The following is a 26,324-nucleotide window of genomic DNA, read 5'->3' on the forward strand; positions in this document are numbered from 1 at the left end:
CCCGGGTTCAAGGCGCCGAAGGACGACGCCGGATGATCATTCCGCAGCGGCCGCCGTGCGAGGTGGCTCACGCTCGATCGTCCGAAAATTCTCGAGCTCCACCATGAAGTTGCGGGCCCACCAATCGACATCCTCGCGCGTCATGCGCTCCAACATCGGCTTCCACCGCTCCAGACGCTCGCCACGCGGCATGTAGAGCGCCGTCCGGATCGCTTCCGCCACCTCGAACCGGTCGTAGGGATTGACCAGAAGAGCCTCGGGCAACTGTCGCGCGGCACCGGCAAATTTCGACAGCACGAGGACGCCAGGATCCTCCTCGGTCTGAGCGACGACGTATTCCTTGGCGACAAGGTTCATGCCATCGCGCATCGGCGTCACCAGCCCGACCCGCGCCGCACGATAGAGGCCCGCCAGGACAGGGCGCGGATAGGCCTTGGTGACGTACTGGATCGGCGTCCAGTTCGGCTCACCGAGGGTTCCGTTGATGTGCCCGACGGTCTCGTTCACCTCTCTGCTGAGATCTTCGTACTCGGGGACTTCAGTCCGAGATTTCGGCGTGATCTGCAGATAGACCACGTTACCGCGCTGATCGGGGTTGGAAGCGAAGAACCGATCGACGGCCTCCATTCGCTCAGGCACGCCCTTCGAATAATCGAGCCGATCGACGCCGATCAGAAGCTTTCGCGTCCGCAATCCAGCCATCGTTTCGCGAACCGTGCGGTTCGACCCGGCGTTCTCGGCAGCTTCCTTGAACCCAGCGACATCGATGCCGATCGGGAAGCTGCGGATTCGGGTACGGCGTCCATCCACCATCAGCGAGCCGCCGCCGAGGGGAATCGCCCGGAGTTCGTCGATGAGATTACGCGTCAGGTTGTGGACGTCGGGATCGGTCTGCAAGCCAATGAGATCGTAATCGGCGATCCCGCGCAACAGATCGCCGCTCGCCGGCAGCGTGTTGAACACGTCGGCCGCCGGCCAGGGAATGTGGTGGAAGTAGCCGATGGGATTTGCGATCCCGAGGCCACGTAGTTCCGAAGCCAGGGGGAGAAGATGATAATCGTGCACCCAGATGATGTCATCGGGCTCCACGAGATTGGCCAGGGCGCGCGCGAAGATGCGATTGACCCGCTGATAGCCAGCGTAATCCGAGCGCGAGAATGCACCCAGGCCGAGCCTGTAGTGCATGATCGGCCAAAGGGCGCGGTTGGCGAAACCGCTGTAATACTCGCGATGGTCTTGGGGTGACAGATCGACCACGGCGTAACTGATATGCCCCCGGTCGATCAGGGTCGGCTCACTCGAAGGGTTCTCGACGACGTTTCCGCTCCAGCCGAACCACAACCCCTCGTAAGCGGTGAACGCTTCCTTGACGGCGACGGCGAGACCACCGGCCGCCACAGCCTTGCCCCCTTCCTCGGGGATTGCAACGCGGTTCGATACGATGACGAGACGTGCCACGAAGCCGGCTCCGGTCCTCACGGGTCTTACGCACAAGCGCGTTCGACCGAAATGATACATTGGGTGAACGCGCGGAAGCCAAGCGCGATCCGTCGATGCAGCCAAGCGCGTTCGATGCATCTGGGTCAAGGCCTGAATGCCTCGGGTTCACGGCGAACAACGGCAGCTTGAACCTCACCTCGCCCTGATCAGCGATGCCTTTCGGCGCATAAGATGCATGACCGCCGGTTTACGACGGTCAAGCTTAGACGGTTTAGCGAGTTCGACCTGAACGGCGGCTGAGGCTCTTGCTGTCGAGGGTGTTACGAAGAGCGGAACCCTGCCTCTCCCGAGGCTGTTGAACCGTGGCAAATTGGTAATCTGCCCAACCCGTGCCGAGGAGTGTCTCCGTGACCGCAAATCAATCCCCAGGGCCCTCAACGGGTGCGGAGCCGGTGAACCCGACGGCCGACTGGAAAGCGCTGCGCGGCGATGTCGAGGGGATCGCAGACGTCGCCGCCGAGCGCGGACGCAGCTTCGTCGATGCCGCCCGTTCCCATGCCACTGACTACGTCGATCAGCGCAAAGGCGACGCCGCCCGTTCGGTCACGGACCTCGCCAAGTCCGTGCGGGAGTCGAGCAAGACCTTCGAGGCTCAGCCCAACATCCGCGCCTTCTTCGACAGCGCCGCAGACGGACTGGAACACCTGGGAGCGTCGATCGAGGAGCGCAGCTTCTCGGAGTTCTACGAGGACGCTGAGGCGTTCGCTCGCCGCTCTCCCGTCGCGGTGGCGGTCGCCACCTTCCTGACCGGTTTCGTGGTCGCGCGCTTCATTAAATCGACGAGCGCTGCGCCCCTGAACGAAACCTACCCGACGCACCATCGACTTTGAGGTTCGGGATATGACCACCGGTCCGCAATCCAGTATCCAGGGCCTCATCGGCGATGCCCTGCGCGAAACGAATGAACTGGCTCGGAAGGAGATCGCCCTCTTCCGAAACGAGATGACGAGCAATGTCCGCGCGCTCTTCATCGGGCTCGGACTCCTGGTCGGCGCCGCCGTTTTTGGGGTCGTCGCCTTGTTCGTCCTAGTGGACGCGCTCGTGAAATGGCTGGCCACCGTCGTGCAATCGGAAGCCCTCGCGGCACTTATCGTTGGCGGCGTCCTGCTGATCGTGGCCGTCGCTCTCGCTCTGTTCGGCAAGAACGCGATGTCCCTGTCGACCCTCGCGCCCGTTCGTACCTCCCGTCAGGTCCGCCAGGATGCCCGCACCTTGTCCGAAAGGGTATCAGGATGACCGAGTCGTTGAACGACCTCGAGAAGGATATCGAAGCGAGCCGGGCTCGCCTCGATCAAACGATCGATCAGATCCAGGACAGACTATCGGTCTCCAGCATCGTCGACGAGATGCTGGGCAATGCCCGGCAGACTCCTCTGAGCGGTGCCTATGATGGCGCACTCGAAGCCGTGCGGCGCAATCCGGTCCCGGTTCTACTGATTGCAGCCGGAATCGGTTGGTTGCTCCACCGGATGTCGACGAACCAGACCGCCCCGGCGGTGCGTCGGCGGGGACGCCTCGCCGTCGAAGGTCTTCCGGTCACGAAGACCGGAGCCGACCGCGTCTACGATCCCGACCTTCCGACACAGCGCCCGGCCCATTCCCTGTCGAGCGAAACGCAGATCTGAGGTCCTGAGCCAAGGATCACGCTGATCTGCTCCTCGTGGGCACCGTGACCCGATCCTCAGAGACCATCGCCGACCATCAGGAGTTTCCCATGAGTTCGACCCAGAAACCCGGCGACCAGCATCGTTCGCTTCCGGATGATATCGCTCTCGCCGCAGGGATGCCGCGCGGCCATCAAACGGAAGGATCTTTGCACGACATCCCGAGCCCGAGCCATCACACGGGAACCCAGACTCACAGTATCCATACGGGTGGCTTCAATGAAGGGTCCATGGCGGACGAAGCCGCAGCGCGGGCAAGCGACCTTCGGGATCGGGCTGCCACCGCGGCGAGCGACACCCGCGATCGTCTGTCGGACACCGCAAAGGATCTTCGGGAGCGCGCCTCGGACGTGTACGATGATGCACGGGGATGGGCTTCGGAAACGCACCGGGAAGGACTTCGCCGGGTCAATGATTTGAGCGATCGGAGCAATGCTCGCCTCCAGGACGGCAAGTCTGCAGTCGAGGACTTCGTGGCGGAGAATCCCCTTCTCGTCGGCGTCGTCGGCCTTGCAGCTGGCCTCCTGATCGGAGCCTTGCTGCCGCGAACCCGGACTGAGGACCAGAATGTCGGCCCCTGGGCGGATGAGGTCCGCGACCAGGGACTGCGTTACGCCCGTGACGTAACCCACCGCGGCCGCGAATTCGTCGCGAGCGCACTCGATCCTGAAAACTTGAATGCCGCCGTCCAGCGTGCCAGCGCGGGTGATCAGACCCCTTCGGCGACCCCTCACGATCGGACCTCAGCGCCGAACTGATCGTCGGGCGCGCTTCTAAACCTCAGACGAGGACAGTGCCGCTTGGCGCTGTCCTCGTCTTCGTTTGAGACATGATGTGACGCAATCGGTCGGGGGGGCCTGCATCTCGGCTCGACGCCGCTTCGCAGAGCCACTATCGACTGACTGCATGAAGATTGCCGATTGCGAAATTTTGATCCTGCCCGGCTATGCGGGGTCCGAAGACGACCATTGGCAGGCGCGGTGGGCGGACCGGCTCTCAACGGGGCGGATCATCGTACAGGACGACTGGAATCACCCGGATCCCGACGCTTGGCGCGCGCGGATCGTGGAGGCCGTGAATGCGGCAGTTCGTCCCGTGATTCTGATCGCTCACAGTCTGGGTGTCGTCGCAGCCGTTCAGGCGTCACCGCATTTCAGACCCGGTGTCGTTCGTGGAGCCCTTCTGGTCGCGTTTCCGGACGTGGAGACGACGCCGAACCTTCCCACCAGTGTCACGGCTTTCGCGCCCGTTCCGCGTGAGCCCCTTCCCTTCCCATCGCTTGTGGTTGCCAGTCGAAACGACCCGTACTGTAGATACGAGCGGGCCGAGGATTTCGCCTATGCCTGGGGCTCGGTGGTCGTCGATGCCGGCGAGTCGGGCCACATCAATGTCGCCAGCGGACATGGCCCATGGCCGGAAGGCCTGATGCGGCTCGCCGGTTTCCTGAAATCCCTCTGATGTTCAGGGCTTCTCGGATTCAGCGAGGGGTCTGAGCAATTCGCCGGCCACGTCGGTCAGGCGCGGCGGCGCTTCCCGAACGAAGGGCAGAGGCCGACACACCGCCATAGCGGCGAGGCCGAAGCGGGCGGTCATCAATCCGTTGAGAACTCCCTCGCCCAGTTTCGCCGATACGCGGGCCGCGATGCCGAGGCCGAGCACTTGCTGGACCATACTTTCGCCAACGGCCATGCCGCCCGTCACAGTGAGATGCGCGAATGCTGAACGGGCGAGCCGGAGGAATCCCAGGAATCCGGGCCGCCCGCCATAAATCGTTGCGATACGGCGCAGAAGACGGACGGCGGCGAAAACCACGAAGGCGACGTCGACGATGGCGCGCGGGCTCAGAGCCGTCACCGCCGAGACCTGCTTCGCGGCTGATGCGATGGCATTGCGCGCCTGTCGGTCGAGGGGGGCGAGCAGCTCGTGCTCGGCAAGGCCGATCCGATCGTCCACATCGAGAATGGCGTCGCCCAACGTATCGAGCCGAATCCTGCCGGCGTTCAGAGCGCTGCGATCGGCGTAGAGCGCCGACAGGTCGCGCACCACGGCCTGAGCCGAGGAATGATCGCGCGTGGCGATGGCAGCGACGGCCTTGGCCCGAACCCGCTCGATCTGCCGCTCTCGCCAGATGCCGGAGAGTTCGCGGGCGAAGATGGCCAGGAACGCGACCGCGGCGATCGCCAGCAGAACCAGAGCCACGCCGCCAAGCCAGGGTGCAGCACTGAACAGATCGGCGATCATGCGCTCGACCGAGAGGCCGACCCCTAAGGAGACGAGGCCACCGAGAGCGACCAGGAGCAGGCTGAGCCACGGAGCCCGGCTCCGTGGTGCCACCGGCACCGCGACACCATCGGCCGCCTCCACGATCTCGAACGGCTCGTCGACGATCCGTACGTGCGGTGGCGGTGGCACCGCGCCCTCGTCCGCGACGACCGTCGTCGAGGACGGAATTCGGAAGGCGCGGGGACGTTGGGTCAAACTCATGGCGGGGCATCCTGGCGAGCGTTAAGCGAGCTTGTCGCCGATGAGGAACTGCATGGCACGATCCAGGCGGATCTGCGGAAGGTCACCGGGCCGGCCGAGGGCATCGGCCTTCACCAAGGGTGGTCGAAACCGGGGGAAGCGCAGAGAACCCGGTGGTACTGCGCCTTCCAGGACCGCTTCCGGCCGCTGCGGCAGTTCCCCCGGAAAGATCGCCGCTTCACTCAGGCCGTCGAAAACGTCGTCGCCGACCGTTTCGCCAGCTTCTGGTGTCCCGGATACCGCGCGGAGTTTCTCGTCGCCATCGTGGATTGTCGTCTCCCGCGTGGCCCGGACGGAAGCCAGTGCCACCGTCCCGACCCGGGCGCCGGCCGCCTCGGTTCGCCGCATCGCACGCGACACCAGGAGCCGCAACAACGCGTCGAGCCGGTCATGGCTGGTCTGATGCAGATGATCCGCCTTGGTCGCGGCGAACAGGATACGCTCGGCTCGGGGCGCGAACAGGCGCGACAGGATGGTGTTGCGACCGATGCGGAAGCTGAGCAGCACTGAGTCCAGCGCTTCCTCCAGTTCGGCGAGGGCCGCCGGCCCGGCGTCGACCGCGGCAAGCACGTCGACCAGGACGATCTGGCGATCGACACGCTGGAAGTGATTCCGGAAAAACGGCTCCACCACCTTCGCCTTATAGGCCTCGAAGCGACGTTCCATCAGCCCGGCGAGGCTGTCGGAAGGCAAGGTCTCCGGGAGACGGTCGAGCGGCGCGAAGGTCAGCGCCGGCGAACCTGCCAAGTCGCCCGGCATGAGGAACCGTCCTGGCGGCGTGGTCGCGACCGCTTCGGGGCCAGCCCGTAAGGCTGACAGATAGGTCTTGAAGGCTGTGCTGGCATGCTCGGCCACGACCTCGTCGAGGGGCGCCAGTGGATCGAGGCCCTTGAGGGTTTCGAGCCAGGGTCCAGCCATCGCGGCACGTCCACTGCGCCGTGTGCCCGCAATCGTCGCCCGTGACCAGGCGGTGTAGGTCTGGTCGATCAGCGCAAGGTCGAGGAGCCATTCTCCCGGATAATCCACCACGTCGAGCATCAACGTCCCCGGCCCGGAACGCCAGGAGCCTGCGCGCTCGTACTCGATGGCCAGACGGAACTGGCTGATCCGGTCGGTGGAGCGGGGCCACAGGCGCTGCTCGGTCAGCGCTGCGTAATGCTCCTCGTAGGGGAAGCGCGGGATATCGTCGTCCGGTTGAGGCACCAGGCGCGCCCGGCGCAGCCGCCCTTCATGCGCGGGCGCGAAGGCGGGCAACGCATGCGCTTCCACGAGATGATGGATCAGCGCGGTCGTGAACACGGTCTTGCCCGAACGCGCCAGTCCGGTGACGCCGAGCCGAAGGGTCGGCTGGATCAGAAGATCACTCGACGCTTCGGCGAAGGCCTTGACCGCGGAACCCGCGCGCGCGGCAAAGCTGTTCATGGCAACCTGTTCATGGCGTAACGGTGCTTCCTGAGACGGCGATGCGAAGAAAGCGCCGAGCGTGGCGTTGAGGTGGCGGCCGGACCCGATCAGCGCAAGGCTCCGCGAGAAGACGGTCCCGGTTGCTCGTATGGTCAGGGCGGCGAGACCGCAATTGCCGAGCGTGTATTCACGTTCATGCGAGCGATGGCAGCCCCGACCAGGGTTGGGCTGGCACGCAGAGTTCCAAGTTCGACGCTCGACATGGCGAGCATGACAGCCTGCAGATTGATCAGCGGCTGCCCCTCGGGACCGAACAGCTTGAGGTCGTCTTCGACCTTCAGGCCGACGCTTGCGGCGATCCGAGCGGCATAGTTCCGTATCCGCGTCTCATCGTTCCCGCAAAGCGGTGTGGGCGGGCTGAGATCCAGGAGGTTAGAGCCTGCCACGATTGGCGGCAGCTGAGCAGATTCGATCACGAAACGCTCTTGCAGCCCAATATCCGACGCGACACGGGATGGAGAAACCGGTGTCAGGTGTGCCTTCTTCTTCATCGCCCCCTTCTCCAGCGCCCTGTTGCCAGGCACAGACTGACCGAGAACGGCAGTGGGCTCCACGAGCAGGACCGATGGCCTTGCAATCAGGGTGGAGGGCTTAACGAGAAGCTCGGAGTGCCTGACCAATAAGCCGCTTTGTGGCGCTTTCGGACGGGCCATCCGAGCCAGGGGGGACCAGGGCTGGACGCGGAGCGGGCCGCCTCGACTGGTATTGGCGTGCCGCGACGCGCCACCGCGCGGATGCCGGGCCAGGAACCGGGCCCGCAGCGTTCGATTGATGCCGCGCGGTGCGAGGTCGGTGGCGACCTTGGTCGATGGTACACGTCCAGCAAGAGGAGCGCCGCCGATCCGACATTCCGCCGGCGCCCAGCGTCTTACGATCGAGAGTGCCGTACGGCGTCCGTATTCGCGATAGTAACGACGCAGTAACTGCGCAGCGGCGTCTGCCCCATCACTGGCGGTCGCGAAGCCCGTATGCCCCTCGGTGTCACCGCCGATCTCGCCGGACCAGCGCGCGCGCTTGATGCACCAGTAGTTGTTCAGCTTGACACAGCGCGCCACAAAGGGGGGGGCTGCGCTGGCGTAGCGCGCGACGAGCGCGAGGGACGTCGGCTGGAGGCTGGCCCCGGCCTCGAACTGCCAGTTGGAAACGACGCGCGTCTCAGCCTCGTATACCGGAAGGACGCGTGGAGGTGGCGCCAAACGAGCGCTCAAGTCCGCGACATTCTTCGACACGCTTCGCACCGGCCCTTCGAGGCCCGGCAGCAACGTTGTGAGAACGAGAAGCGTGGTAAGGAGCACGGGATCTGCGAAGCTTGCCGGGGACGGGTGAAACGAGCGGTGGACGGCAAGGGTTCAATCCGACGGCAAGGGTTCGATCCAACGGCAAGGGTTCGATCCGCCCGCACCCGTTCAACCGCGCGCGCTTGGCGCAGCCGCTCCCACTGCGGGCCGCCCGGAATCAATCGTCGATGTCGAGATCCTTCGGCGCGACGAACCGATCCAGGCGACCGGTGCCGGAGCCGATCGCGCTCCAGCGTGCCGCGTCGAAGTCGATCACCGCGACGGCCGCGGTCGGAAACTCCAGCATCAGGCGCTTTCGCCCCGCTTTGTCGCCGGTGCCGGCCAAGCGCAGTGCGAGTTCCTGAAGCCCCGGGTTGTGTCCGATCATCAGGAGGCTTCCGGCCTCGTCGGGGGTCGCCTGCACCACCGCGAGAAGCGCCGAGTCCGGGGCTTCGTAGATCGACGCGACGATCTTCGGCTCCGGACCCTTCAGGACGGTCTGGACGGCGTCCCAGGTCTGGCGGGTGCGCAGCGCCGGCGAGACGACGACGGCATCCGGGGTCAGGCCTTCCGCGACGAGGTAGGCGCCCATGCGCGGTGCGGCCCGCTGGCCGCGCGGATTGAGGGGACGGTCCAGATCGGTCACCCCGGGGGCGCGGTCGGACTTGGCGTGACGCAGGAGGATCAAGCGACGCATGCGGGGAGCAGCTTTCGGCGCGAGGAGAGGACGGGATCCGGGATCGAGGGCTGCCGAGAACCAGAATCCCGTCCTGGTCCGGCGCCGTGCCCATGCCCGACGGCGTTGGACGTCAGCCGCCGCGCTGATCCCGGCGCATCATGAAAGCGAGCTTCTCGAAGAGGCTGACATCCTGCTCGTTCTTCAGGAGCGCGCCGTGCAGCGGCGGGATCAGCTTCCGGCCATCGCGCTCGCGCAAGGTCTCGGGCGTCACGTCCTCGGAGACGAGGAGCTTGAGCCAATCGAGCAGCTCGGAGGTCGAGGGCTTCTTCTTCAGGCCGGGGACCCCGCGGGTCTCGAGGAAGACGCGCAAAGCCTCCTCCACGAGGCGGTGCTTGATGCCGGGGTAATGCACCTCGACGATGGCCTTCAGCGTCTCCGCATCGGGGAAGGTGATGTAGTGGAAGAAGCAACGGCGCAGGAACGCGTCCGGCAACTCCTTCTCGTTGTTCGAGGTGATGATCACGATGGGGCGCCGCTCGGCCCGGATCGTCTCGCCGGTCTCGTAGACGTGGAACTCCATCCGGTCGAGTTCGGTCAGGAGATCGTTCGGAAACTCGATGTCCGCCTTGTCGATCTCGTCGATCAGCAGCACGGGCCGCTCGGGGGCCGTGAAGGCCTCCCACAGCTTGCCCCGCCGGATGTAGTTGCCGATGTCGGACACGCGCGGGTCGCCGAGTTGGCTGTCCCGCAGGCGCGAGACCGCGTCGTACTCGTAGAGGCCCTGCTGCGCCTTGGTCGTCGACTTGACGTTCCAGGTCAGCAGCGGAGCGCCGAGGCCCTTGGCGATCTCCTCGGCCAGGACGGTCTTGCCGGTCCCCGGCTCGCCCTTCACCAGGAGCGGCCGTTCCAGCACGATCGCGGCATTGACCGCCGTGGTCAGGTCGGAGGTCGCGACGTAGTCGGCGGTGCCGGTGAAGCGCATGGCGGAACTCGCGGGAGGGGGGCCGGAAACAGGACGCGGACACGTCCGGGTTAGTGCGCGGCCGCCATCCCCGCAAGGCACCCGGCGCAGCCGAGATGGGACGATGCGCCTTGAGAGATCAGCCGTTTCGAAGCGCTGACGATCTCAAGCATCTTGGTGCCTCAAGCGGCTTGCTGCCGAGAGCGTCTCGCCGTTCAGAGCGTCTTGCCGTTTAGGGCGTCTTGCCGTTCAGAGCGTCTTGCCGTCGTGCCAGACGCAGTTCGACGCGAGGATGCCGAGGTTGACGTCCGATTTCTGCGGCTGCGGCAGGGTCTTGCCATCCATCGCAAGGTCGATCTTGATCTCGACCTGGCCCTTCTGCTCGTTCTGGCGGCGAGAGAAATAGCAATATTGCTGGAACGGCTGCTCCTCGTTGGCGCGGAAGTTCCAGCCGGTGACGATCTGGCCATCCATGTAGGGCACCTGCTTGAACACCGTGAAGGTGGTGTTCACGGGAGCCTTCGAGGCGGGCGCCGCATCGGCGCCGAGCTGGGCCTTGGTCGGAGTCGGAGCCCCGCCGGCCTTGGGCAGGCCGCCCTCGAGCTTCAGAACGTTGTCGGTCAGCGTGACCTCGCCCTTGGTCTTCAGCGTCACATCCGAGAGGGCCGCCTGCATCGCGGCAGCGATCTTCTCGGCCGCCGAGTCGAACTGGTTCATATAGGCGTAGCCGTAGGATGCCGCGCCGATCCCCATTCCGGCGAGGAGCGTGAAGGCCCCTGCCCCGAGGGCGCGGAACAGGAAGGCCCGCGCCGCGATGATCCGCGCTTCCGCCCGCAGGCGGCCGTTCACGCTCTGGGCGAGAACGACATTCTCCGGCGTGCCGGGCGTGTGAATGCTCATGCGCCGGCTCCCGCGCTGACGGCCTGGGCGGGCGGGCGCCGATCCATCGGGATCACCGCGCCGCCCGGCGCTGCGGCCGGGGCCGGGGCCGGGGCCGGGGCCACCACCGGGGCGACGCTAGCCGCCGCAGGCTGCACCGCCGCTTCCTCCGGAACGGGGCGCGGCTGGGTCAGCGCCATTTCCTGGCGTAGGGCGTCCGTGATCGAATCCAGCATGTAGGGCGTCGCCGCCGGATCGACGGTGGCGCCGAGATCGTCCTCGTCCATGAAGGTCTTGCGCACCGACACGGCGCAGAGGGCGAGGATCGTCGACGCGAAGGCGGCGCAGAGGGCCGGCACGAACACGAAGATCCGCAGGAAGGCGTGGACCTGCGCCTCGCTCACGTCGATCGGATCGACGCCGTAGACCATCGCGGTGAAGGAGTGCAGCTGCGATCGGTTGACCGAATTGCGGTAGGCCTGCTCGGCATCGGCGACCTTGCGCTCGGCGGCGCCGCGGTCGAGTTCGCCGCGCGCCTTGCGGGCGTCCTCCAGCAGCTTCATCACCGCGCCGCGGTCCGTGCCGGCCTTGGCGACGCTGGCATTCAGGGTCGCGGTCCGCGGATCGGTGACGCACTTCATGTTCGAGTAGCGCTGGCCCCGACTGTTGGTGCCGTAGACGCGTTCGCAGCGCTGCGGCGGCAGGCCGGCGAGCTGGCTGGCATTCTCGGCGCTGCGTTTCTCGATCTGATCCAGTTCCGTCGTATATTGGGCCACCCGAGCATCGGCCGCGGCGATCCGGTTGTCGATCGTCCCGCGATCGGCCTGGGCATCCTTGAGCGCCGTCTTGGCTTTCGCGGCATCCATCAGGCGGGGGTGGAACATCATCTCGCCGAGCTGCGACACCGATTTGGTGGTCACGCCTGCCGCGAAGATGATGCCGACGATCGCCAGCATTCGGATCACATACGAGCGCTGCGTCCGCGCCAGGATGCCGAGGGGGACGCGACACAGCTCCACCGCCGCATAGACCAGCGGTGCCAGGAGCATGAAGTAGAACGCCTTGGAATCACCGTCGCTGTAGACGCCCGCGAACAGCCAGGCGCCCCAGAGCGACGCTCCGATCACCATGAACTCGACGAGGTAGGCGATCGAGACGTAGCCCCACTTGATGCGGTAGCCCTTCTCGATGTGTCGCTCGTGGGTCCAGCGCTCGGATTCCCGGCGCCATTCGCGGGCTTCCCGCTGCACGTCCCGGTTGGGCGGCGTCTTTCGCATGGGGCACTCGTGTCTCGAAACGCGCCATCGCGCGCTTCACCGTTCATTAACGCTTCGCCTTATGCGCGCATTGTGCCGTTTTTGCGCCGCATCAGAGACGCCGACGGTACGGTCTCCCCCATTCCAATTGCCGCAGCCAGCCAATTCGTGATTTCGCGCCCCGTGCACGGTTGCGTCGACCGGTCGCCAGCGGCCATGGTCCTGCGAGGAATCGTGCTGCGAAGAACCGTGCGGCGAGGAACCCGGCCGCTCTCCGCGACGCCGCCCGGCGGTTCCACGCTTCAGGAGACATCTCGAACCGATGACGGACGTGCACGCCGGCTCCTACAAGGAAGCGATTCTGTTCCTCGTCACCGCTGGCGTGGTGGTGCCGCTGTTCCATCGCCTGCGGATCAGCCCGGTCCTCGGCTTCATCGGGGCCGGCGCCCTGCTCGGCCCCTTCGGTCTCGGGCGCTTCGCCGAGACGTATCCCTGGGTTTCGACCTTCACGATCGCGAATCGGTCGGAGATCGCCCATCTGGCGGAATTCGGCGTCATCTTCCTGATGTTCATGATCGGGGTCGAGCTGTCCTGGGAACGCCTGCGGACGCTGCGCCGCCTAGTCTTCGGCCTCGGCTCGATCCAGGTCCTGGCCTCATCGGCCGTCATCGGCGCCATCCTGTTGTCGCTCTCGGTTCCCCTGGCCGCCGCGATCATCGTCGGCCTCGCCCTGGCCCTGTCGTCGACCGCCGTGGTCCTGCCGGTCCTGGCCGACCAGAAGCGACTGAATACGCCGGCGGGCCGCGCCAGCTTCGCCGTGTTGCTGTTCCAGGATCTCGCGGTGGCCCCGGTGTTGTTCGCCATCGCGGTGCTGGGCCGCAACGACGGCTCCGACGTGGGCGGCGCCCTGGCCCTCGCTCTGGGCCAAGCGGCCATCGCCATCGTGGTGATCGTGGTGGTGGGGCGTCTCGCCCTCCGGCCGCTGTTTCAGCTCGTCGCCCGGACGCGGTCACCCGAACTGTTCATGGCGGCCTGTCTCCTGGTCATCATCGGCACGGCCGTGACCGCGGCGGCGGCCGGCCTGTCGATGACGCTCGGCGCCTTCGTCGCCGGCCTGCTGCTGGCCGAGACCGAGTATCGCCGCGCCATCGAGGCCACGATCGATCCGTTCAAGGGCCTGCTCCTCGGCGTGTTCTTCGTCTCCGTGGGCATGAACCTCGATCCGGCCCATCTGATGTCGGCGCCCGGTGCCGTGCTGGGGCTGGCGATGGCGCTGATCCTGATCAAGGGCGCGGTGATCGTCGCGGCCGCTCGCTTTCTCAAACTCTCCCGATCGGTGGCCATCGAGGCCGCCCTCCTGCTCGGACCGGGCGGCGAGTTCGCCTTCGTGCTGATCGGCGGGGCGCTCGCCGGTGGGCTCGTGCCCGAGGAGGTCGGACAGGCCGCCCTCATCGTCACCACCGTGACCATGATCGCGATTCCCGCCCTCGCGGTCGTCGGCCGGCGCCTCGGTAAGCGCTTCACCACCGCGCAGCTGGGTCGCGCCCGGGCCGAACCGGTGCCCGATCGCCAGCAGAACCGCGTCATCATCGCCGGCTATGGCCGGGTCGGCCGCCTCGTCGGCGAGATGCTGACCCGCCACAAGATCCCGTACCTGGCGCTCGACGCGGATGCCGCCCGGGTTTCGGAACACCGCCGCCTCGGCAACCCGGTCTATTTCGGCGATTCGGCCAATCCCGAATTGCTGCGGCGCTGCGACATCGCCAATGCGCGGGCGCTGGTGGTCACGCTGGATACGCCGCGTGCCGTCGAAGCGGTGGTCGAGGCGGCCCGGGCCGAGCGGCGCGACATCACCATCGTGGCCCGGGCGCGCGACGCCCGCCACGCGACCGCCCTCTACGAAATGGGTGTGGACGATGCGGTCCCGGAGACCATCGAGGCGTCGCTGCAACTCTCCGAGGCGGTCCTCGTCGATGTCGGCGTGCCGATGGGCCTCGTGATCGCCTCGATCCACGAGCGGCGCGACGAGTACCGGGCGATGTTGCGGAAGAAGGAGACCGAGGTCCGTCCTGCGTTCCGGGCGCGCCGCACCGTCGGCAAGGGCCAGGAGGGACGGGAGACGCCGGCCGTCGCGGACGAGTCCGCCATCAAGCCCGCGATCAAGAGCGCCTGAGGCTCATGCGGGCGGACGGGTCCGCTCAGAGCAGGCGGCCCTGCCCGCGCAGGGGCATCATAGGCGCCGGCAGCACGGTGGTGCCCGCCGACGGCGACGTGCCGCCCGGAGCGGTCTTGAGCGCGGGCGGAGGTCTCGGAGTGGCAGGCTTCAGGGCGTCGGGCGGCTTCGGGGTCCGCTGTTTGGCCCGGCGCACGGGCGGATTCAGGCTCGGGTCCATGCCGGGCGCGTAGCTACAGCGATACACGATCTCGTCGGGCGGCCCGAGACCGGTGTCGAGCGGGATGGTCACCGTATCGTCGTTGAACCGCCATTTGCGCGTGCCCTTGTCCCAGTACAGCCAGATCGTGGTCGGGTGGCCCTGGACCGAGAAGATCGCCGCCTTCTTCGAGACGGCCCGGATGGTGCGCGGCTCGTACATCCCCTTGGCCCGATAGGCGTCGGCGAAGGAGGCGGGCTGGCGATCGATGAAGGTGTTGCGCACCACCTGAATCGTCGCGCCCGGCTCGGACAGAAACCGTTTGAAATCGCTCAACGAGCGCAGCGCGAGCGCCATGTCGGTCACTCCTTTACTCTACCCAAAGACCATGCGCCCTGACGACTTGCCCTGACTTGCACGAGACCGTGGGACCAAGATGTTCGATTCAGATGACAAGTCCTCTCCGCCGGAATAACCTCCCACAGGAGCTATCAACAGAAATTCCGGGTTATACCCAGTTTAACCTATGTCAGTCGGCCCGTCGCGCCGGCCGGGCGGCCCCTTGACCCCGGGCATCGCTTCCTCCGTTGTCGTCCCATGCTGCTCCAGTTCTTCACCGCCCTGCGCGAGGCCAAGGTTCCAGTCACCCTCCGGGAGTTCCTGACCCTGCTCGGTGCCCTGGACCGGGATCTGGCCGAGAAGCGCGTCGAGGAATTCTACCTTCTCGCCCGGACCGCCCTGGTGAAGGATGAGCGCAACCTCGACCGGTTCGATCGCGTGTTCGGGACCGTATTCAAGGGTCTCGAAACCCTCGGCGAGGCGACGGCCCCCGCAGCGATCCCGGAAGCCTGGTTGCGCAAGCTCGCGGAGAAATACCTGACGGAGGCCGAGAAGGCGGAGCTTCAGGCGCTCGGCTGGGACAAGCTGTTCGAGACCCTCAAGCAGCGCCTGGCCGAGCAACGCGAGCGGCACCAGGGCGGCAACAAGTGGATCGGCACCGGCGGCACCTCACCCTTCGGGGCCTACGGCTACAATCCCGAGGGCATCCGCATCGGCCAGGACGGCAACCGCAACTTCCGCGCGGTGAAGGTCTGGGACAAGCGCACCTTCAAGGATCTCGACGACACCGTCGAACTCGGTACCCGCAACATGCGGGTGGCCCTGCGCCGCCTGCGCCGCTTCGCCCGCACCGGCGCGGCCGAGGAACTCGATCTCGACGGCACCATCCGGGAGACGGCGGCGAAGGGCTATCTCGACGTGAAGCTTCGGCCCGAGCGACGCAATGCCGTGAAGGTTCTGCTGTTCCTCGACGTCGGGGGCTCGATGGACGGGCACGTGGCGCTCGCCGAGGAGCTGTTCTCCGCCGCCTGCTCGGAGTTCAAGCATGTCGAGCACTTCTATTTCCACAATTGTCCCTACGAGCGGGTCTGGCGCGAGAACCGCCGGCGGCACGACGAGACGCTGCCGCTGCTCGACGTGCTGCGGACCTACCCGGCGGATTATCGCGTGGTCTTCGTCGGCGATGCCTCGATGAGCCCCTACGAGATCGCCATGGCGGGAGGCTCGGTCGAGCACTGGAACGAGGAGCCCGGCGCGGTCTGGCTCGGCCGCATCCTCGAGCGGTTCCCCAAGGCGGTCTGGCTCAACCCGGTGCCGCCGGAGCACTGGGCCTACACCCAGTCGATCGGCATGGTGCGGCGGCTGGTGGGCGACCGCATGTTCCCCCTCAACCTCGAGGGCATCGACGCAGCCATGCGGGCGCTGATCCGATAGGGTGACGCCGGAACGCCGAATCGGTTCGGGATCGGGAGGCTGACGGATGCTCGACCGGATGCCGGAGGGCGGGTTCGCCCCCCTCGTCCCGGAACTCGATGTGACGGATCTCGAACGAAGCCTCGCCTTCTGGTGCGAAAGCCTCGGTTTCGACATCGCCTACCAGCGGCCCGAGAACGGCTTCGCCTATCTCGTGCACGCGGGAAGCCAGGTGATGCTGAACCGGATCAACGGCGCCTGGGAAACAGGTCCGCTCGCCCGACCGTTCGGACGCGGCATCAACCTTCAGATCACCGTGCGCGGCATCGACCCGATGCTCGAACGCCTCGCAACGCTCGGTTGGCCGCTCTTCCGACCGGCGCACGAGGCCTGGTATCGGGTCGGAGCCCGGGAGGTCGGTTGCCGGCAGTTCCTGATCCAGGACCCGGACGGCTATCTGCTGCGATTCCAGGAAAGCCTTGGGGTCCGGCCGGTCAGCCCTGTCGTGCCGGGGTCGTCACGCTGAGCCCGTCGAGGTCCGGCGTGATCCGGATCTGGCAGCACAGGCGCGAGGTCGCGCGCACATCGGAGGCGAAGTCGAGCATGTCCTGCTCCATCGCCTCGGCGGGGCCGACGACCTCCGCCCAGGCCGCATCGACGTAGACGTGGCAGGTGGCGCAGGCGCAGGCGCCGCCGCACTCCGCATCGATGCCCGGGACGTTGTTGCGGATCGCCGCTTCCATCACGGTCGATCCCACGTCGCCCTCCACGGTCCTGGCCGTTCCGGCATGGTCGACGTAGGTGATCTTGGGCATCGGGGGCTCCGGGCTCGGACAACGCGTAGAACAGCCGGTTGTGCGGCGCATCGCCTGCCTTGAAGGGGCAGGCCTCCGAATGCAAGCGCGCTCGCCGGCCGGCTGAGGATTCTTGCGCTTACGCCGCAGAGGCCGCCCCGTTCCATCGGACCTCCGCGACGCGACGTCCGCGTGCCGATTTCAGGACGATGCCGGCAGCGCCGCGAGGGTGTCCGCCACCGCTTCCGAGAGCGCCTCGGTGGAAACGGCGGCGTCTCCGGCCCGCAGGGCGTCCTCGACGGCACTGGCACGCGCGGCGACCCGTCCGGCGCCGACCCCGAGGGCCGACCCCTTGAGGGTGTGGGCGAAATCGGCCCGCTCGCCCAGGGGACGCGCCGCCTCCCCGATCAACGGCAGGAGACGACGGCACTGGTCCGCGAACAGGCCCAGCAGTTCGGATGCGAGTTCGAGATCCCCGAAGGTCTGGCGCGCCAGGAACTCGCGGTCGATCAGCATCGCTGCGTCGGTATCCGGCACGTCGGGTCCTTCGGCTTCCGGGGATCGAACGAGACCGCGCCTGTGCGCCCTCCCGGCTATCCACAGCTCAGGCTCGGGGCCGTTCGCTTCCGTTTAAGCGTTGAGGCATCATGCGGAAAGACGACGGAGCGGCGCCGGCCCCTGGCTTGGTAACCATTCCGTTAAGGTTTTTTGGGCGCCGCGGCGGGCTCGGGTATCCGAGCCCTGTGCCAAAGTCTAAAGTTCCTTGGTAAATTGGTAAAAGTAACCTTGATCGTCGGGTGCGGCCGGCGGTCGGGATACGCGTAACGAGGCGTTGTATGGCCACGGAAAAGAAGCTCAAGGACCCGGCCGAGGCGGCTTTGTCGGCGATCGAGCAGGCTCTCAACCTCGACGCGTTCGCCCAGGGCGACGACGCATCGCGGGTCGAGCCGCGGCTCCCCGACGTCGGCGACGGCGATCCTTTGCGCGATCCCACCGGACGCCTGGCTCCGCCCCGCCTCGATCTCGACCAGCCCCTGGCTTCCGACCTGCCGCCGCCGGACCGGAACCGGCCGCGCCGGGAGGGCGGCCTGCTGCCGCCCGACCGCTCCATGGTCGCCAACGACGACCGGCAGAACATCGGCATCCTGCAACAGACCCTGCGTGTCCGTCCGTCGGGCGCCCCCTACCTCGTGGCGGCGGGCGCCGGAGCGCTCTGGATCGCCGGCCTGCTGGGTCTCGCCTGGAGCCAGTCCGGCGGTGATCTGCGCGGCTTCTTCCAGGGCCTGACCGCGATCCAGAGCGCCGTTGCGGCGACGACGCTGGTCGGCCCCGTCGTCCTGTTCGCCATCATGGCCATGCTGGCGGTCCGCGCCCAGGAAATGCGCCTCGTCGCCCGCGCCGTGGGCGAGGTCGCGATCCGGCTCGCGGAGCCCGAGAATTTCTCCACCGACGCGGTGCTCACCATGTCGCAGACGGTCCGTCGCGAGGTGGCGGCGGTCGGTGACGGCGTCGAGCGGGCACTGGCGCGCGCCGGCGAGCTCGAAACCCTGGTGCGCGGCGAGATCGCCACCCTGGAGCGTGCCTATTCCGACAACGAGATCCGCATCCGCTCCCTGGTCGACGAGCTGATCGCCCAGCGGGAATCGATCATCGCCAATGCCGAGCGCGTCCGCGGGGCCATCACGGGCACGCATCAGAGCCTCACGGCGGAGCTCGACGGCGCCGCCGAGCGCATCGTGTCGGCGGTGAACGGCGCGGGCGACCGGGTCACCACCGCCCTGGACGCGCGCGGCGAAGCGATCACCTCGGCGCTCGGCGAGCGCGGCGACGCGATCACGGCGGCCCTCGGCGAGGCGGGCGACCGCGTCGTCGAACTGGTCTCCGGCCGTGGCGACGATCTCGTTCAGCGCCTGGCATCGACCAGCGAGGGCGTGCGCGGCAGCCTCGCGGAGGTCGGCACGGCCCTGACCCAGTCCCTGGAGACCCGGGCGGAGGAAGTCACCCGCGCCTTCGAGCGCACCGGCGGCATCCTCACCACCACGCTGGCGGAAAACGCCGGGCAGGTCGCCCGCACCCTGGCCCAGACCGGCTCCGAGGTTATCGAAGCCCTCAACCGCCAGGGCGGCGAGGTTCGCGAGACCTTCGAGCAATCCACCCGCGGCCTGGAAAACGCGTTCCTCACGCGCGGCTCCGAATTGACGGCGCAGTTCTCCACCACCGGCGGCGAGATCACCGCCCGCTTCGCCGAGACCGGCGCGGCCCTGACTCAGGAGATCACCGCCCGTGGCGCCGCTCTGCGCAGCGAGATCGAGACGGCGGGCACCGAGGTGTCGGACCTGATCGAGACCCGGGGCCGCGAGGCCCAGGCCAGCCTCGCCCTGGCGGCGAGTGCCGTGGTCGAGACCTTCGCGAACCGCGCAGAAGGCGTGCGCGACGACTTGATGCGGTCGGTGGAGAACATCGCGTCCGGCATCGACGATCACGGCGGGACCCTGGCGGGACGCATCGAGACGGCGGCGGAACGTCTGCACGAGACCATCACGGTCCATGGCTCCGAAATCTCGAACCTGTTCGAGACGCGCGGCCGCGACACGCAGGCGGGGCTGGCCCTCGCGGCGAGCGCCATCGTCGAGACCTTCGGCACGCGGGCGGACGCCCTGCGCGAAACCCTGCTCCGGTCCGTCGAAGGCATTGCCACCGGCCTCGACCAGCACGGCGGCGCCCTGGCCGACCGCATCGAGTCGGTCGCGAACCGCCTGCATCAGACGGTCTCCGTCGAGGGGCAGTCTTTGGAAGCCACCCTCGGCGCCACGGGTGATCGGGTCAGCGATCTCATCCGCCATCGGACCCAGGAGGCGACGGAGGTTCTCGACGGTGCCCTGAGCGGGCTCGGTCAGGCCTTCGAGACGCGGACCCTCGGCGCCCTCGAAAGCCTGCGTTCGACCGCCGCGACCCTCGACGAGCAGATCGGCAGCCGGACCTCGGAGGCCGCCGAAACCTTCCGGCGCAGCGCCGAAGAGACCACCGTTTCCCTCGGCGCCAGCACGACCGAAGCCTCGCAGGCCCTGCGTCGCGCCTCGGCGAGCGCCACGGGCGAACTCGAAGCCCGCACCGTCGAAGCCGTTCAGATCTTCGAGAACCGGCTTTCCGCCACCTCGGCGGATCTGGCGGCTCGCACGGCCGAGGCTGCCGAACTCCTGCGCCATGCCGCCGATAGCGTCGGCGGCGCCGTGGGCGCCCGCGCGACGGCTTCGATCGAGGCCCTTCGGACCACGCTCGACGCGGTCAACGACGAACTGGTCCGGCGCGCCGAGGAAGCGGCCGGCCTGATCGCCCGTGCGGCCGATGGTCTGGGCGGCGATCTCACCGCCCGGGTTCGCGACGTCGAATCCGCCTTCGGAAGCCACGGCCAGACCCTCGGCGAGCTGATTGCCGCCCAGGCCCAGGAGGCTCAGGCCCAGCTCGCGAATACCGGCCGCGACATCGTGCTGGCCGTCACCGCTCAGGGGGCCCGCGTCAACGATGCGCTGAGCCAGACCGGTGCGAGCTTTGCCGACACCACCGAGACGCGTGTGCAGGCCATCGACCGCGTTCTCAACGATCGGCTCGCCACCCTTCAGGAAACCATCGCCCGCGGCGACATCCTCGCCGACCGCATCTCGCGCGACACCGCCGCCCTTACCGAATCCGTCTCCGGGCGGCTGGAGGAGATGGACCGCGTCATCACCGTGCAGGGCAACGCCGTCGCCGACCGCATCGCCGAGCGGACGCGCGAAGCGCAGGCGGCCGTGGAAAGCCAGCTCGGCGCCCTCGAGGAGCGTTCGAACCGTCGCTCCACCGAGATCGGCGAGACCTTTGCCAATCTGGTGGCCCAGATCGACGGCCATCTCGGCGGCCGCGCCACGGCCCTCAACGAAGCGCTGATCGTGCGCACCGCCGAGATGGCGCGCGTCATGGTCGAGAGCGGCCGCGACCTTGTCCAGACCCTCGATGCCCGCGCCGACACCATGGCGCTCGATCTCGCGCAGCGCAGCGCCGATCTCGGCGACGTGCTCGGCGAGCGCTCCGCCGAGATCGCCCGCCGCCTCGACGAGCAGACCCTCGAATTGTCCCGCCGTCTCGACGAGGGGGCCGGGCGCTTCGATGCCGGCGTGCTCGGGCGCCTGGAGGCGATCGGTACCGCGCTCGAAGAGCGCAGCCGCCTGATCGAGGAATCCTTCGGGGCGCAGGCCTTCGAAGCGATCCGCCTGATCGAGAGCCGCACCCGGGCCGTGGACGAGGATCTCGCCAACCGCACCCGCGAACTCGTGGACATGATCGTCGCCCGGACCGACGGCGCCAACACGGCCCTCGACACCCAGGCCGGCGCCATCCGCCAGGCCTTCGCCGAGCGCGCCGACGAACTCGTCCGCCTCATCGACGCCCGTACGGCGGCGATGGGCTCGGAGCTCGACGAGAAGGGCCGGGCCGTGTTCGGCGCCCTGGGCGGCCGGATCACCGAACTGGCGCGCCTGTTCGATCTCGGCAGCAACTCGCTCGGCGAGGTGCTGGAGCAGCGCGGCGAGTCGATCCTGGCCCGCCTGCGCGAGATGGTGGCGGAGGCGGATCGCCAGCTCACCGACGGCGAAGGCCGCCTCGGCTCGACCCTGGATCGCCGCACCCTCGACATCAGTTCGCTGCTCGACGAGGGCGTTCGCACCGTTCACCAGCTCCTCGACGACCGGACCGGCGAGATCCGCGCTCTGCTCGACACCCACGCCAACAGCCTGGGCTCCAGCTTCAGCGACCGCCTCACTCCGCTGCACGACACGCTCGATCAGCGTGGCCGCGCCCTGGTCGACACCATCACGGCGAGCCTCGGCAGCGCGGCCGAGGCCGTGGAGGCCCGCACCCAGGCCCTGGCCACGCTCTTCGAGGAGCGCATCGAACACCTCGACGAAGTGGTGGATCGCCGTGGCGGCACTCTGTCCGACGCCGTCGAGGCGCGCACACGGGCGCTGGCGGAGACCTTCGACCAGCGCATCGGTGCCCTGGACGAACTCACCGATCGCCGCAGCGGGGAGATGGCACAGGCCGTGGACGAGCGGACGCGGGCCCTGGCCAACCTGTTCGACCATCGCATCAACATCCTCGGCCAGCTCGTCGACCACCGCGGCGCGACCCTCACCGAGACCCTGGAGAACCGGACCGAGATCCTCGCCAATCTCCTCGCCGAGCGCATCGGCGCCCTGGATGAGATCATCGGCGGTCGCGGCGCCCATCTGAATCAGGCCCTGGACGCGCGGACCCACGGCCTGCGCAGCCTGTTCGACGAGGTTCTGAGCACCCTCGATTCGGTGGTCGACACCCGCACGGACGCTTTGACCGATCGGGTCGAGGCCCGGACGCGCGGCCTGACGACGCTGTTCGACGAGCGGATCGGCGCCCTCGACCGACTGGTCGACCATCGCACCGGCACGTTGTCGGACGAGGTCGATGCCCGCGCCAAGGCGCTGGTCTCGCTCATGGACACGCGGGTCGAGCACCTCGATCAGCTCGTCGACGAGCGGGCGCGCGCTCTGCGCCAGCAGGCCGAAGCCCTCACCCACACCCTCGTCTCGCTGTTCGAGGAGCGGCTGCGCAATCTCGACCATCTGGTCGAGGATCGGGCGACCTCCCTGGTGGCCCAGACGGACGACCGGACCCGGACTCTCGTGGCGATCCTCGACGAGCGCCTCACCACGCTCACGCAGGTTGTTGACGGTCGTACCGGCACGCTCACCGACCGGGTCGACGAGCGGGTCCGGCACCTGGCCTCGGTGTTCGATACGCAGTTGCGGACCCTCGACGAGACCGTGGAGCATCGGGCGGACGGTCTCGCGGAGCAGGCCGAGATCCGCGGCCGCGCCCTCGCCACGCTGTTCGACGAGCGCCTGTCGGCCCTCGATGCCCTCGTGGAAGCCCGGGCCACCGAACTCTCCCGCACCATCGACACGCAGGGCAATGCCCTGGTGGAAGCGGTCGACAGCCGCGCCGACGCCTTCACCAGCCGCATCGACAGCCGGATGAAGGTGTTTGCGACCCTCGTCGCCTCGCGCGGCGACGCCCTGGCCTCGGCCTTCGACGATCGCCAGGATGCCTATGCGACCCTGGTCGACGAGCGCACCGCGGCGATGCTCACGGCGCTCGACGAGCGTGTCGCGCGTCACGCCACCCTGGCCGAAGCCCACAGTCAGGCCCTGGCCGCGACGCTCGATCAGCGCAACGAGGCCGTGGCGTCCCTGCTCGACAGCCGCACCGGCGCCATGACGGAGGCGTTCGACCGGCGCTCGACGGCGCTGGCGGGTCTGGTCGAAGCCCGCGGGCAGTCTCTCGCCCGGCGTCTGGCCGAGAGCGCCGAGACGATCACGCGCGCCATCGAGGAGGGCGGCGGCGCTCTCCTCGACACCCTGGACGGACGCGGCAAGGCCGTCGTCACCGCGCTCACCGACCAGTCGGAGCGCCTGCGCGAGATCGTGGACGGGCCGGCGGCGCAGCTGGCCGAGGCTCTGACCCTGCGCGGCGACGCCATCGAGCGGGCCCTGAACGAGAGCGGCGCTCCGCTGGTCGCAGCCATACGCGAGCGGACAGACGCCCTGGCGGCCCAGTCCCGGGCCTCCGCCGAGGCCCTGCTGTCGGTCATCGACGGCGGTGCGGCGCGGGCGATCGCGGCGCTCACCAACGCCAACGATCAGATGCGCGGCGACCTCTACAAGGTCCTGGAGCGGATCGACGGGGCGAATGACGGCCTCAGGGAATTGCTGGCCGGAACGGGTGAAAACCTCGGGCGGATCGAGGCGGGCCTGTCGGGTCGCATCGCCGACATCCGCGAAGGGCTTTCGGCGATCGCCAGCGAGACCGAGCGCGCCAGCACCGGCGTGGCCGAGCAGGTCGCGCAGCTCAAGGCGGTCGCCGAAGGGGCGCTGCAGGATGCGGCGGAGCTGACCGCATCCCTCGACGATCGGGGTCGCGCGCTCAACGAGATCGGCCGCAACCAGGCCGGGATCCTGCGTCAGGCCGTCGGTCAGCTCGAAGGTGCTGCGGGCCAGCTGAAGGGCGCCACCGGCGAACTCGAGAGCGTCGAGGGGCGCCTAGGCGATCGTCTCGCCGAGCGCGAGCGCGCCATCACCGATGTGCTGTCGCGCATCGAGGAGCGCTCCGGGACCTTGGAAGAGCAGACCGCGCGCTTCGACGCCCTGATCGGCCAGACCCTGCGGTCGGCCGAGGCGCGCACGAAGGCCCTCGGGGCCAGCCTGTCCGAGACCGCGACCGGCGCCGGCGCCACCGTCACCCAGGCCTTCGAAGGCCTGCGCGCCGGAGCCGACACCGAGAGCGAGCGGACGGCCCAGGCCGTGCGGACCGCGATCGAGGCGGCCTCGCAGCAGATGATGACCGTCCTGGAGACGGCCTCCAGCCGCTTCGGCGAGTCGGTCTCGGGCCTGCGCGAGATGGCGGCCGAGATCCGGCGCGAGCTCGACGCGACTCGCGCCGATCTCCAGCGCGGCGTCCTCGAGATCCCGCGCGACACGCAGGAGGCGACCGGCGCGATGCGCCGCGTGGTCTCCGAGCAGCTCAAGGCCCTGACTGAGCTGTCCACCCTGGTGCAGAGCTCGGGGCGGGCGGTGGATGCGGTCGCACCGAAAGTCTCGGAGCCGCGACGCCCCGAGGCCCCGGCGCCCGTCCCGGCCGAGTCCGCACCGGTCAAGATCGCGCCGGCCAAGTCCGCGCCCACCAAGGTCGCGCCTGCCAAGGCGTCTGCCCCGGCCCCGGCCCCGGCGAAGCCGGCGCCCGCCTCTCGTCCCGGCCAGTCGATCAACGTCGTCTCCGCCCCGGCGTCCCGGACCGGCGAAGTGCTTCGTCCCGGCACCGCCCCACGCCCGGATGCGCGGGGGTCCGAGAACCGCGGCTGGCTCTCCGACCTGCTGACGCGCGCCTCCCTCGACGACGACGCGGACCCGGAGACGGACGCGCAAGGGCTCGGCACCCAAGGGCTCGGCACGCAAGGGCTGGGCTCGCAAAGCCCCACCGTGAAGGCGACGCCGACCCCGCAGGGCGAGGCGCAGAAGAATGCGGCCGAGCGCGGCCGGACCGCCCTGGAGACGATCTCCAGCGACATCGCCAAGATGATCGACCACCAGACCGCGGTGGACCTGTGGGAGCGCTATCGCCGGGGTGAGCCGAACCTGTTCGACCGCCGCATCTACACGGCGCAGGGTCGGCAGACCTTCGAGGAGGTCCGTCGCCGCTACGCCGGCGACGCGGATTTCCGGCGCACGGTGGATCGCTACGTGGGCGAGTTCGAGCGCCTGCTCGGGGATGTCTCGAAGAACGACCGCGACTCGTCGCGGGCCGATGCCTACCTCACCTCGGAGACCGGCAAGGTCTACACCATGCTGGCCCATGCCAGCGGGCGCTTCGACGGGGCCTGAGCCCCGATCAGGCACGGCCGAGAGCGGCAGCCCCCACCCTCCTCCGGGACGGTGGGGGTTTCGGTTTTCCGAGCCGAGAACCGGGATGCGGCCTTCAGATCAGGCCGAGGCTCGCAAGCTCACGGCGCAGGGGTTCGGGCATCTCGGCGAGGCCCCCGGCGGTGCCGGCATCGAGGTCCGCAGGCGCGTCTTCGGCCTTCAGATAGCGCCAGCCCTGGAACGGCCGGCACGGCCGTGGCGAGACGGCGGTTACGGCGGGCTCGAGGACCAGCCGACACCGGCCGATGCCGTCCGCATCGGTGAACGGCGTGATGGCGGTGACCGATTGCCGGCACAGCAACGTCCCCTTGATCACCCAGTAGATCGAGCCGCGTCCGGCGATGTCGGTGGCCCGGGTCGGCACCATCCGGGTGGTATGCACCGGCGATGGATCACGCCCCTGGCGCAGCGCGTCTTCGCGATGGTGCGCGATGCGCGCTTCCAGTTCCGCGATGCTGGCGGGGCCGACGCAGAGTTTCAGCAGGTGGAGGGTTTGAGGGGCGGCCATGGCGGCGTTGTACCAGCCATCCGGTTTCGAGGCGCGCGCTGGTTGGGGCGCGCGACGCCGCGTCGCTCGGGCCTCTCGGGATTAGAGCGGTTTCCACCTACTCCGGATCGTAACCGGCGGCAGCGAAGTAGTTTGCGCACTCGGTTGGGGTGAAGGCGTCGAGCAGATTGCCGACGACAGTCCAGAGCCGATCGACCGTGCGCTCGGCC

The 26,324-nt window shown here is 68.1% G+C and carries 20 protein-coding genes and 2 pseudogenes; 9 read left to right on the top strand and 13 right to left on the bottom strand.

Going from position 1 to position 26,324, the window contains the following annotated elements; genetic code table 11:
• Positions 1-36: 36 nt before the first annotated feature.
• The gene (locus J7U37_RS15150) at positions 37-1,458 is read right to left on the bottom strand and encodes a trehalose-6-phosphate synthase (protein ID WP_247636253.1); all 1,422 of its coding nucleotides are present in this window, start codon (positions 1,456-1,458) and stop codon (positions 37-39) included.
• Positions 1,459-1,847: 389 nt separating this feature from the next.
• Between J7U37_RS15150 and J7U37_RS15155 the strand changes: the two genes are divergently transcribed.
• The 5 genes from J7U37_RS15155 (at position 1,848) to J7U37_RS15175 (ending at position 4,622) form a co-directional block, all read left to right on the top strand.
• Entirely contained in the window at positions 1,848-2,330 is a 483-nt protein-coding gene (locus tag J7U37_RS15155) for a hypothetical protein (RefSeq protein ID WP_056188418.1), read from the top strand.
• 10 nt (positions 2,331-2,340) lie between these two features.
• Positions 2,341-2,736: a phage holin family protein gene (locus J7U37_RS15160; protein ID WP_056486622.1), complete on the top strand. Its 396-nt coding sequence runs from the start codon at positions 2,341-2,343 to the stop codon at positions 2,734-2,736.
• Positions 2,733-3,125 (top strand): DUF3618 domain-containing protein, encoded by a 393-nt coding sequence (locus J7U37_RS15165; protein ID WP_056188424.1) that lies wholly within the window; start codon positions 2,733-2,735, stop codon positions 3,123-3,125. The genes J7U37_RS15160 and J7U37_RS15165 overlap by 4 nt, the downstream gene beginning before the upstream one ends.
• An 89-nt stretch (positions 3,126-3,214) precedes the next feature.
• The gene (locus J7U37_RS15170) at positions 3,215-3,922 is read left to right on the top strand and encodes a hypothetical protein (protein WP_247636254.1); all 708 of its coding nucleotides are present in this window, start codon (positions 3,215-3,217) and stop codon (positions 3,920-3,922) included.
• Between the two features lie 148 nt (positions 3,923-4,070).
• The gene (locus J7U37_RS15175; protein ID WP_247636255.1) at positions 4,071-4,622 is read left to right on the top strand and encodes an alpha/beta hydrolase; all 552 of its coding nucleotides are present in this window, start codon (positions 4,071-4,073) and stop codon (positions 4,620-4,622) included.
• Between the two features lie 3 nt (positions 4,623-4,625).
• Here J7U37_RS15175 and J7U37_RS15180 read toward each other — a convergent pair whose 3' ends face one another.
• From J7U37_RS15180 to J7U37_RS15210, 7 genes are all read right to left on the bottom strand, one after another.
• Entirely contained in the window at positions 4,626-5,648 is a 1,023-nt protein-coding gene (locus tag J7U37_RS15180) for a TIGR01620 family protein (protein ID WP_247636256.1), read from the bottom strand.
• 21 nt (positions 5,649-5,669) lie between these two features.
• On the bottom strand, positions 5,670-7,109 hold the full coding sequence (locus J7U37_RS15185; protein ID WP_247636257.1) for a YcjX family protein: 1,440 nt from the start codon (positions 7,107-7,109) through the stop codon (positions 5,670-5,672).
• 134 nt (positions 7,110-7,243) lie between these two features.
• Positions 7,244-8,446: a hypothetical protein gene (locus tag J7U37_RS15190; protein WP_247636258.1), complete on the bottom strand. Its 1,203-nt coding sequence runs from the start codon at positions 8,444-8,446 to the stop codon at positions 7,244-7,246.
• Between the two features lie 160 nt (positions 8,447-8,606).
• Positions 8,607-9,125, bottom strand: coding sequence for a histidine phosphatase family protein (locus tag J7U37_RS15195; protein ID WP_056188441.1), 519 nt, complete (start codon positions 9,123-9,125; stop codon positions 8,607-8,609).
• Between the two features lie 112 nt (positions 9,126-9,237).
• The gene (locus J7U37_RS15200) at positions 9,238-10,089 is read right to left on the bottom strand and encodes a MoxR family ATPase (RefSeq protein WP_056188445.1); all 852 of its coding nucleotides are present in this window, start codon (positions 10,087-10,089) and stop codon (positions 9,238-9,240) included.
• Between the two features lie 228 nt (positions 10,090-10,317).
• Positions 10,318-10,968, bottom strand: coding sequence for a hypothetical protein (locus J7U37_RS15205; protein WP_056486603.1), 651 nt, complete (start codon positions 10,966-10,968; stop codon positions 10,318-10,320).
• Positions 10,965-12,224 (bottom strand): ATPase, encoded by a 1,260-nt coding sequence (locus J7U37_RS15210; protein ID WP_247636259.1) that lies wholly within the window; start codon positions 12,222-12,224, stop codon positions 10,965-10,967. Before J7U37_RS15210 ends, J7U37_RS15205 begins: the two co-directional genes overlap by 4 nt.
• A gap of 301 nt (positions 12,225-12,525) precedes the next feature.
• Between J7U37_RS15210 and J7U37_RS15215 the strand changes: the two genes are divergently transcribed.
• Positions 12,526-14,376 (top strand): cation:proton antiporter, encoded by a 1,851-nt coding sequence (locus J7U37_RS15215; protein ID WP_247636260.1) that lies wholly within the window; start codon positions 12,526-12,528, stop codon positions 14,374-14,376.
• Between the two features lie 220 nt (positions 14,377-14,596).
• On the opposite strand, the pseudogene J7U37_RS25295 reads toward J7U37_RS15215, so the two are convergent.
• Positions 14,597-14,932 (bottom strand): annotated as a pseudogene (locus tag J7U37_RS25295) (hypothetical protein); the annotation flags it as partial.
• Positions 14,933-15,172: 240 nt separating this feature from the next.
• On the opposite strand from J7U37_RS25295, the gene J7U37_RS15225 reads away from it, so the two are divergent.
• Both J7U37_RS15225 and J7U37_RS15230 read left to right on the top strand, forming a co-directional pair.
• On the top strand, positions 15,173-16,348 hold the full coding sequence (locus J7U37_RS15225; RefSeq protein WP_247636262.1) for a VWA domain-containing protein: 1,176 nt from the start codon (positions 15,173-15,175) through the stop codon (positions 16,346-16,348).
• Between the two features lie 46 nt (positions 16,349-16,394).
• Positions 16,395-16,853, top strand: coding sequence for a VOC family protein (locus tag J7U37_RS15230; protein ID WP_247636263.1), 459 nt, complete (start codon positions 16,395-16,397; stop codon positions 16,851-16,853).
• Here the strand turns inward: J7U37_RS15230 and J7U37_RS15235 are convergent.
• Both J7U37_RS15235 and J7U37_RS15240 read right to left on the bottom strand, forming a co-directional pair.
• The gene (locus J7U37_RS15235) at positions 16,822-17,142 is read right to left on the bottom strand and encodes a 2Fe-2S iron-sulfur cluster-binding protein (protein ID WP_056188467.1); all 321 of its coding nucleotides are present in this window, start codon (positions 17,140-17,142) and stop codon (positions 16,822-16,824) included. The two genes, J7U37_RS15230 and J7U37_RS15235, sit on opposite strands and share 32 nt — an antisense overlap.
• Positions 17,143-17,322: 180 nt before the next feature.
• Positions 17,323-17,637, bottom strand: a complete 315-nt coding sequence (locus J7U37_RS15240) for an Hpt domain-containing protein (RefSeq protein ID WP_056188470.1) — start codon at positions 17,635-17,637, stop codon at positions 17,323-17,325.
• Between the two features lie 320 nt (positions 17,638-17,957).
• Here J7U37_RS15240 and J7U37_RS15245 point away from each other — a divergent pair, with 320 nt between their 5' ends.
• Positions 17,958-25,568, top strand: coding sequence for a hypothetical protein (locus J7U37_RS15245; protein WP_247636264.1), 7,611 nt, complete (start codon positions 17,958-17,960; stop codon positions 25,566-25,568).
• A gap of 94 nt (positions 25,569-25,662) precedes the next feature.
• On the opposite strand, the gene J7U37_RS15250 is transcribed toward J7U37_RS15245, so the two are convergent.
• Positions 25,663-26,115 carry a DUF1489 domain-containing protein gene (locus tag J7U37_RS15250; RefSeq protein ID WP_056486589.1) on the bottom strand — a complete coding sequence of 151 codons (453 nt, stop codon included), beginning with the start codon at positions 26,113-26,115 and terminating at the stop codon, positions 25,663-25,665.
• 97 nt (positions 26,116-26,212) lie between these two features.
• Positions 26,213-26,324, bottom strand: a pseudogene (locus tag J7U37_RS15255) (IS630 family transposase); the annotation flags it as partial.

Origin of the sequence: Methylobacterium sp. 37f (assembly GCF_023093475.1) — a bacterium.
In the GTDB taxonomy this organism is placed as follows: domain Bacteria; phylum Pseudomonadota; class Alphaproteobacteria; order Rhizobiales; family Beijerinckiaceae; genus Methylobacterium.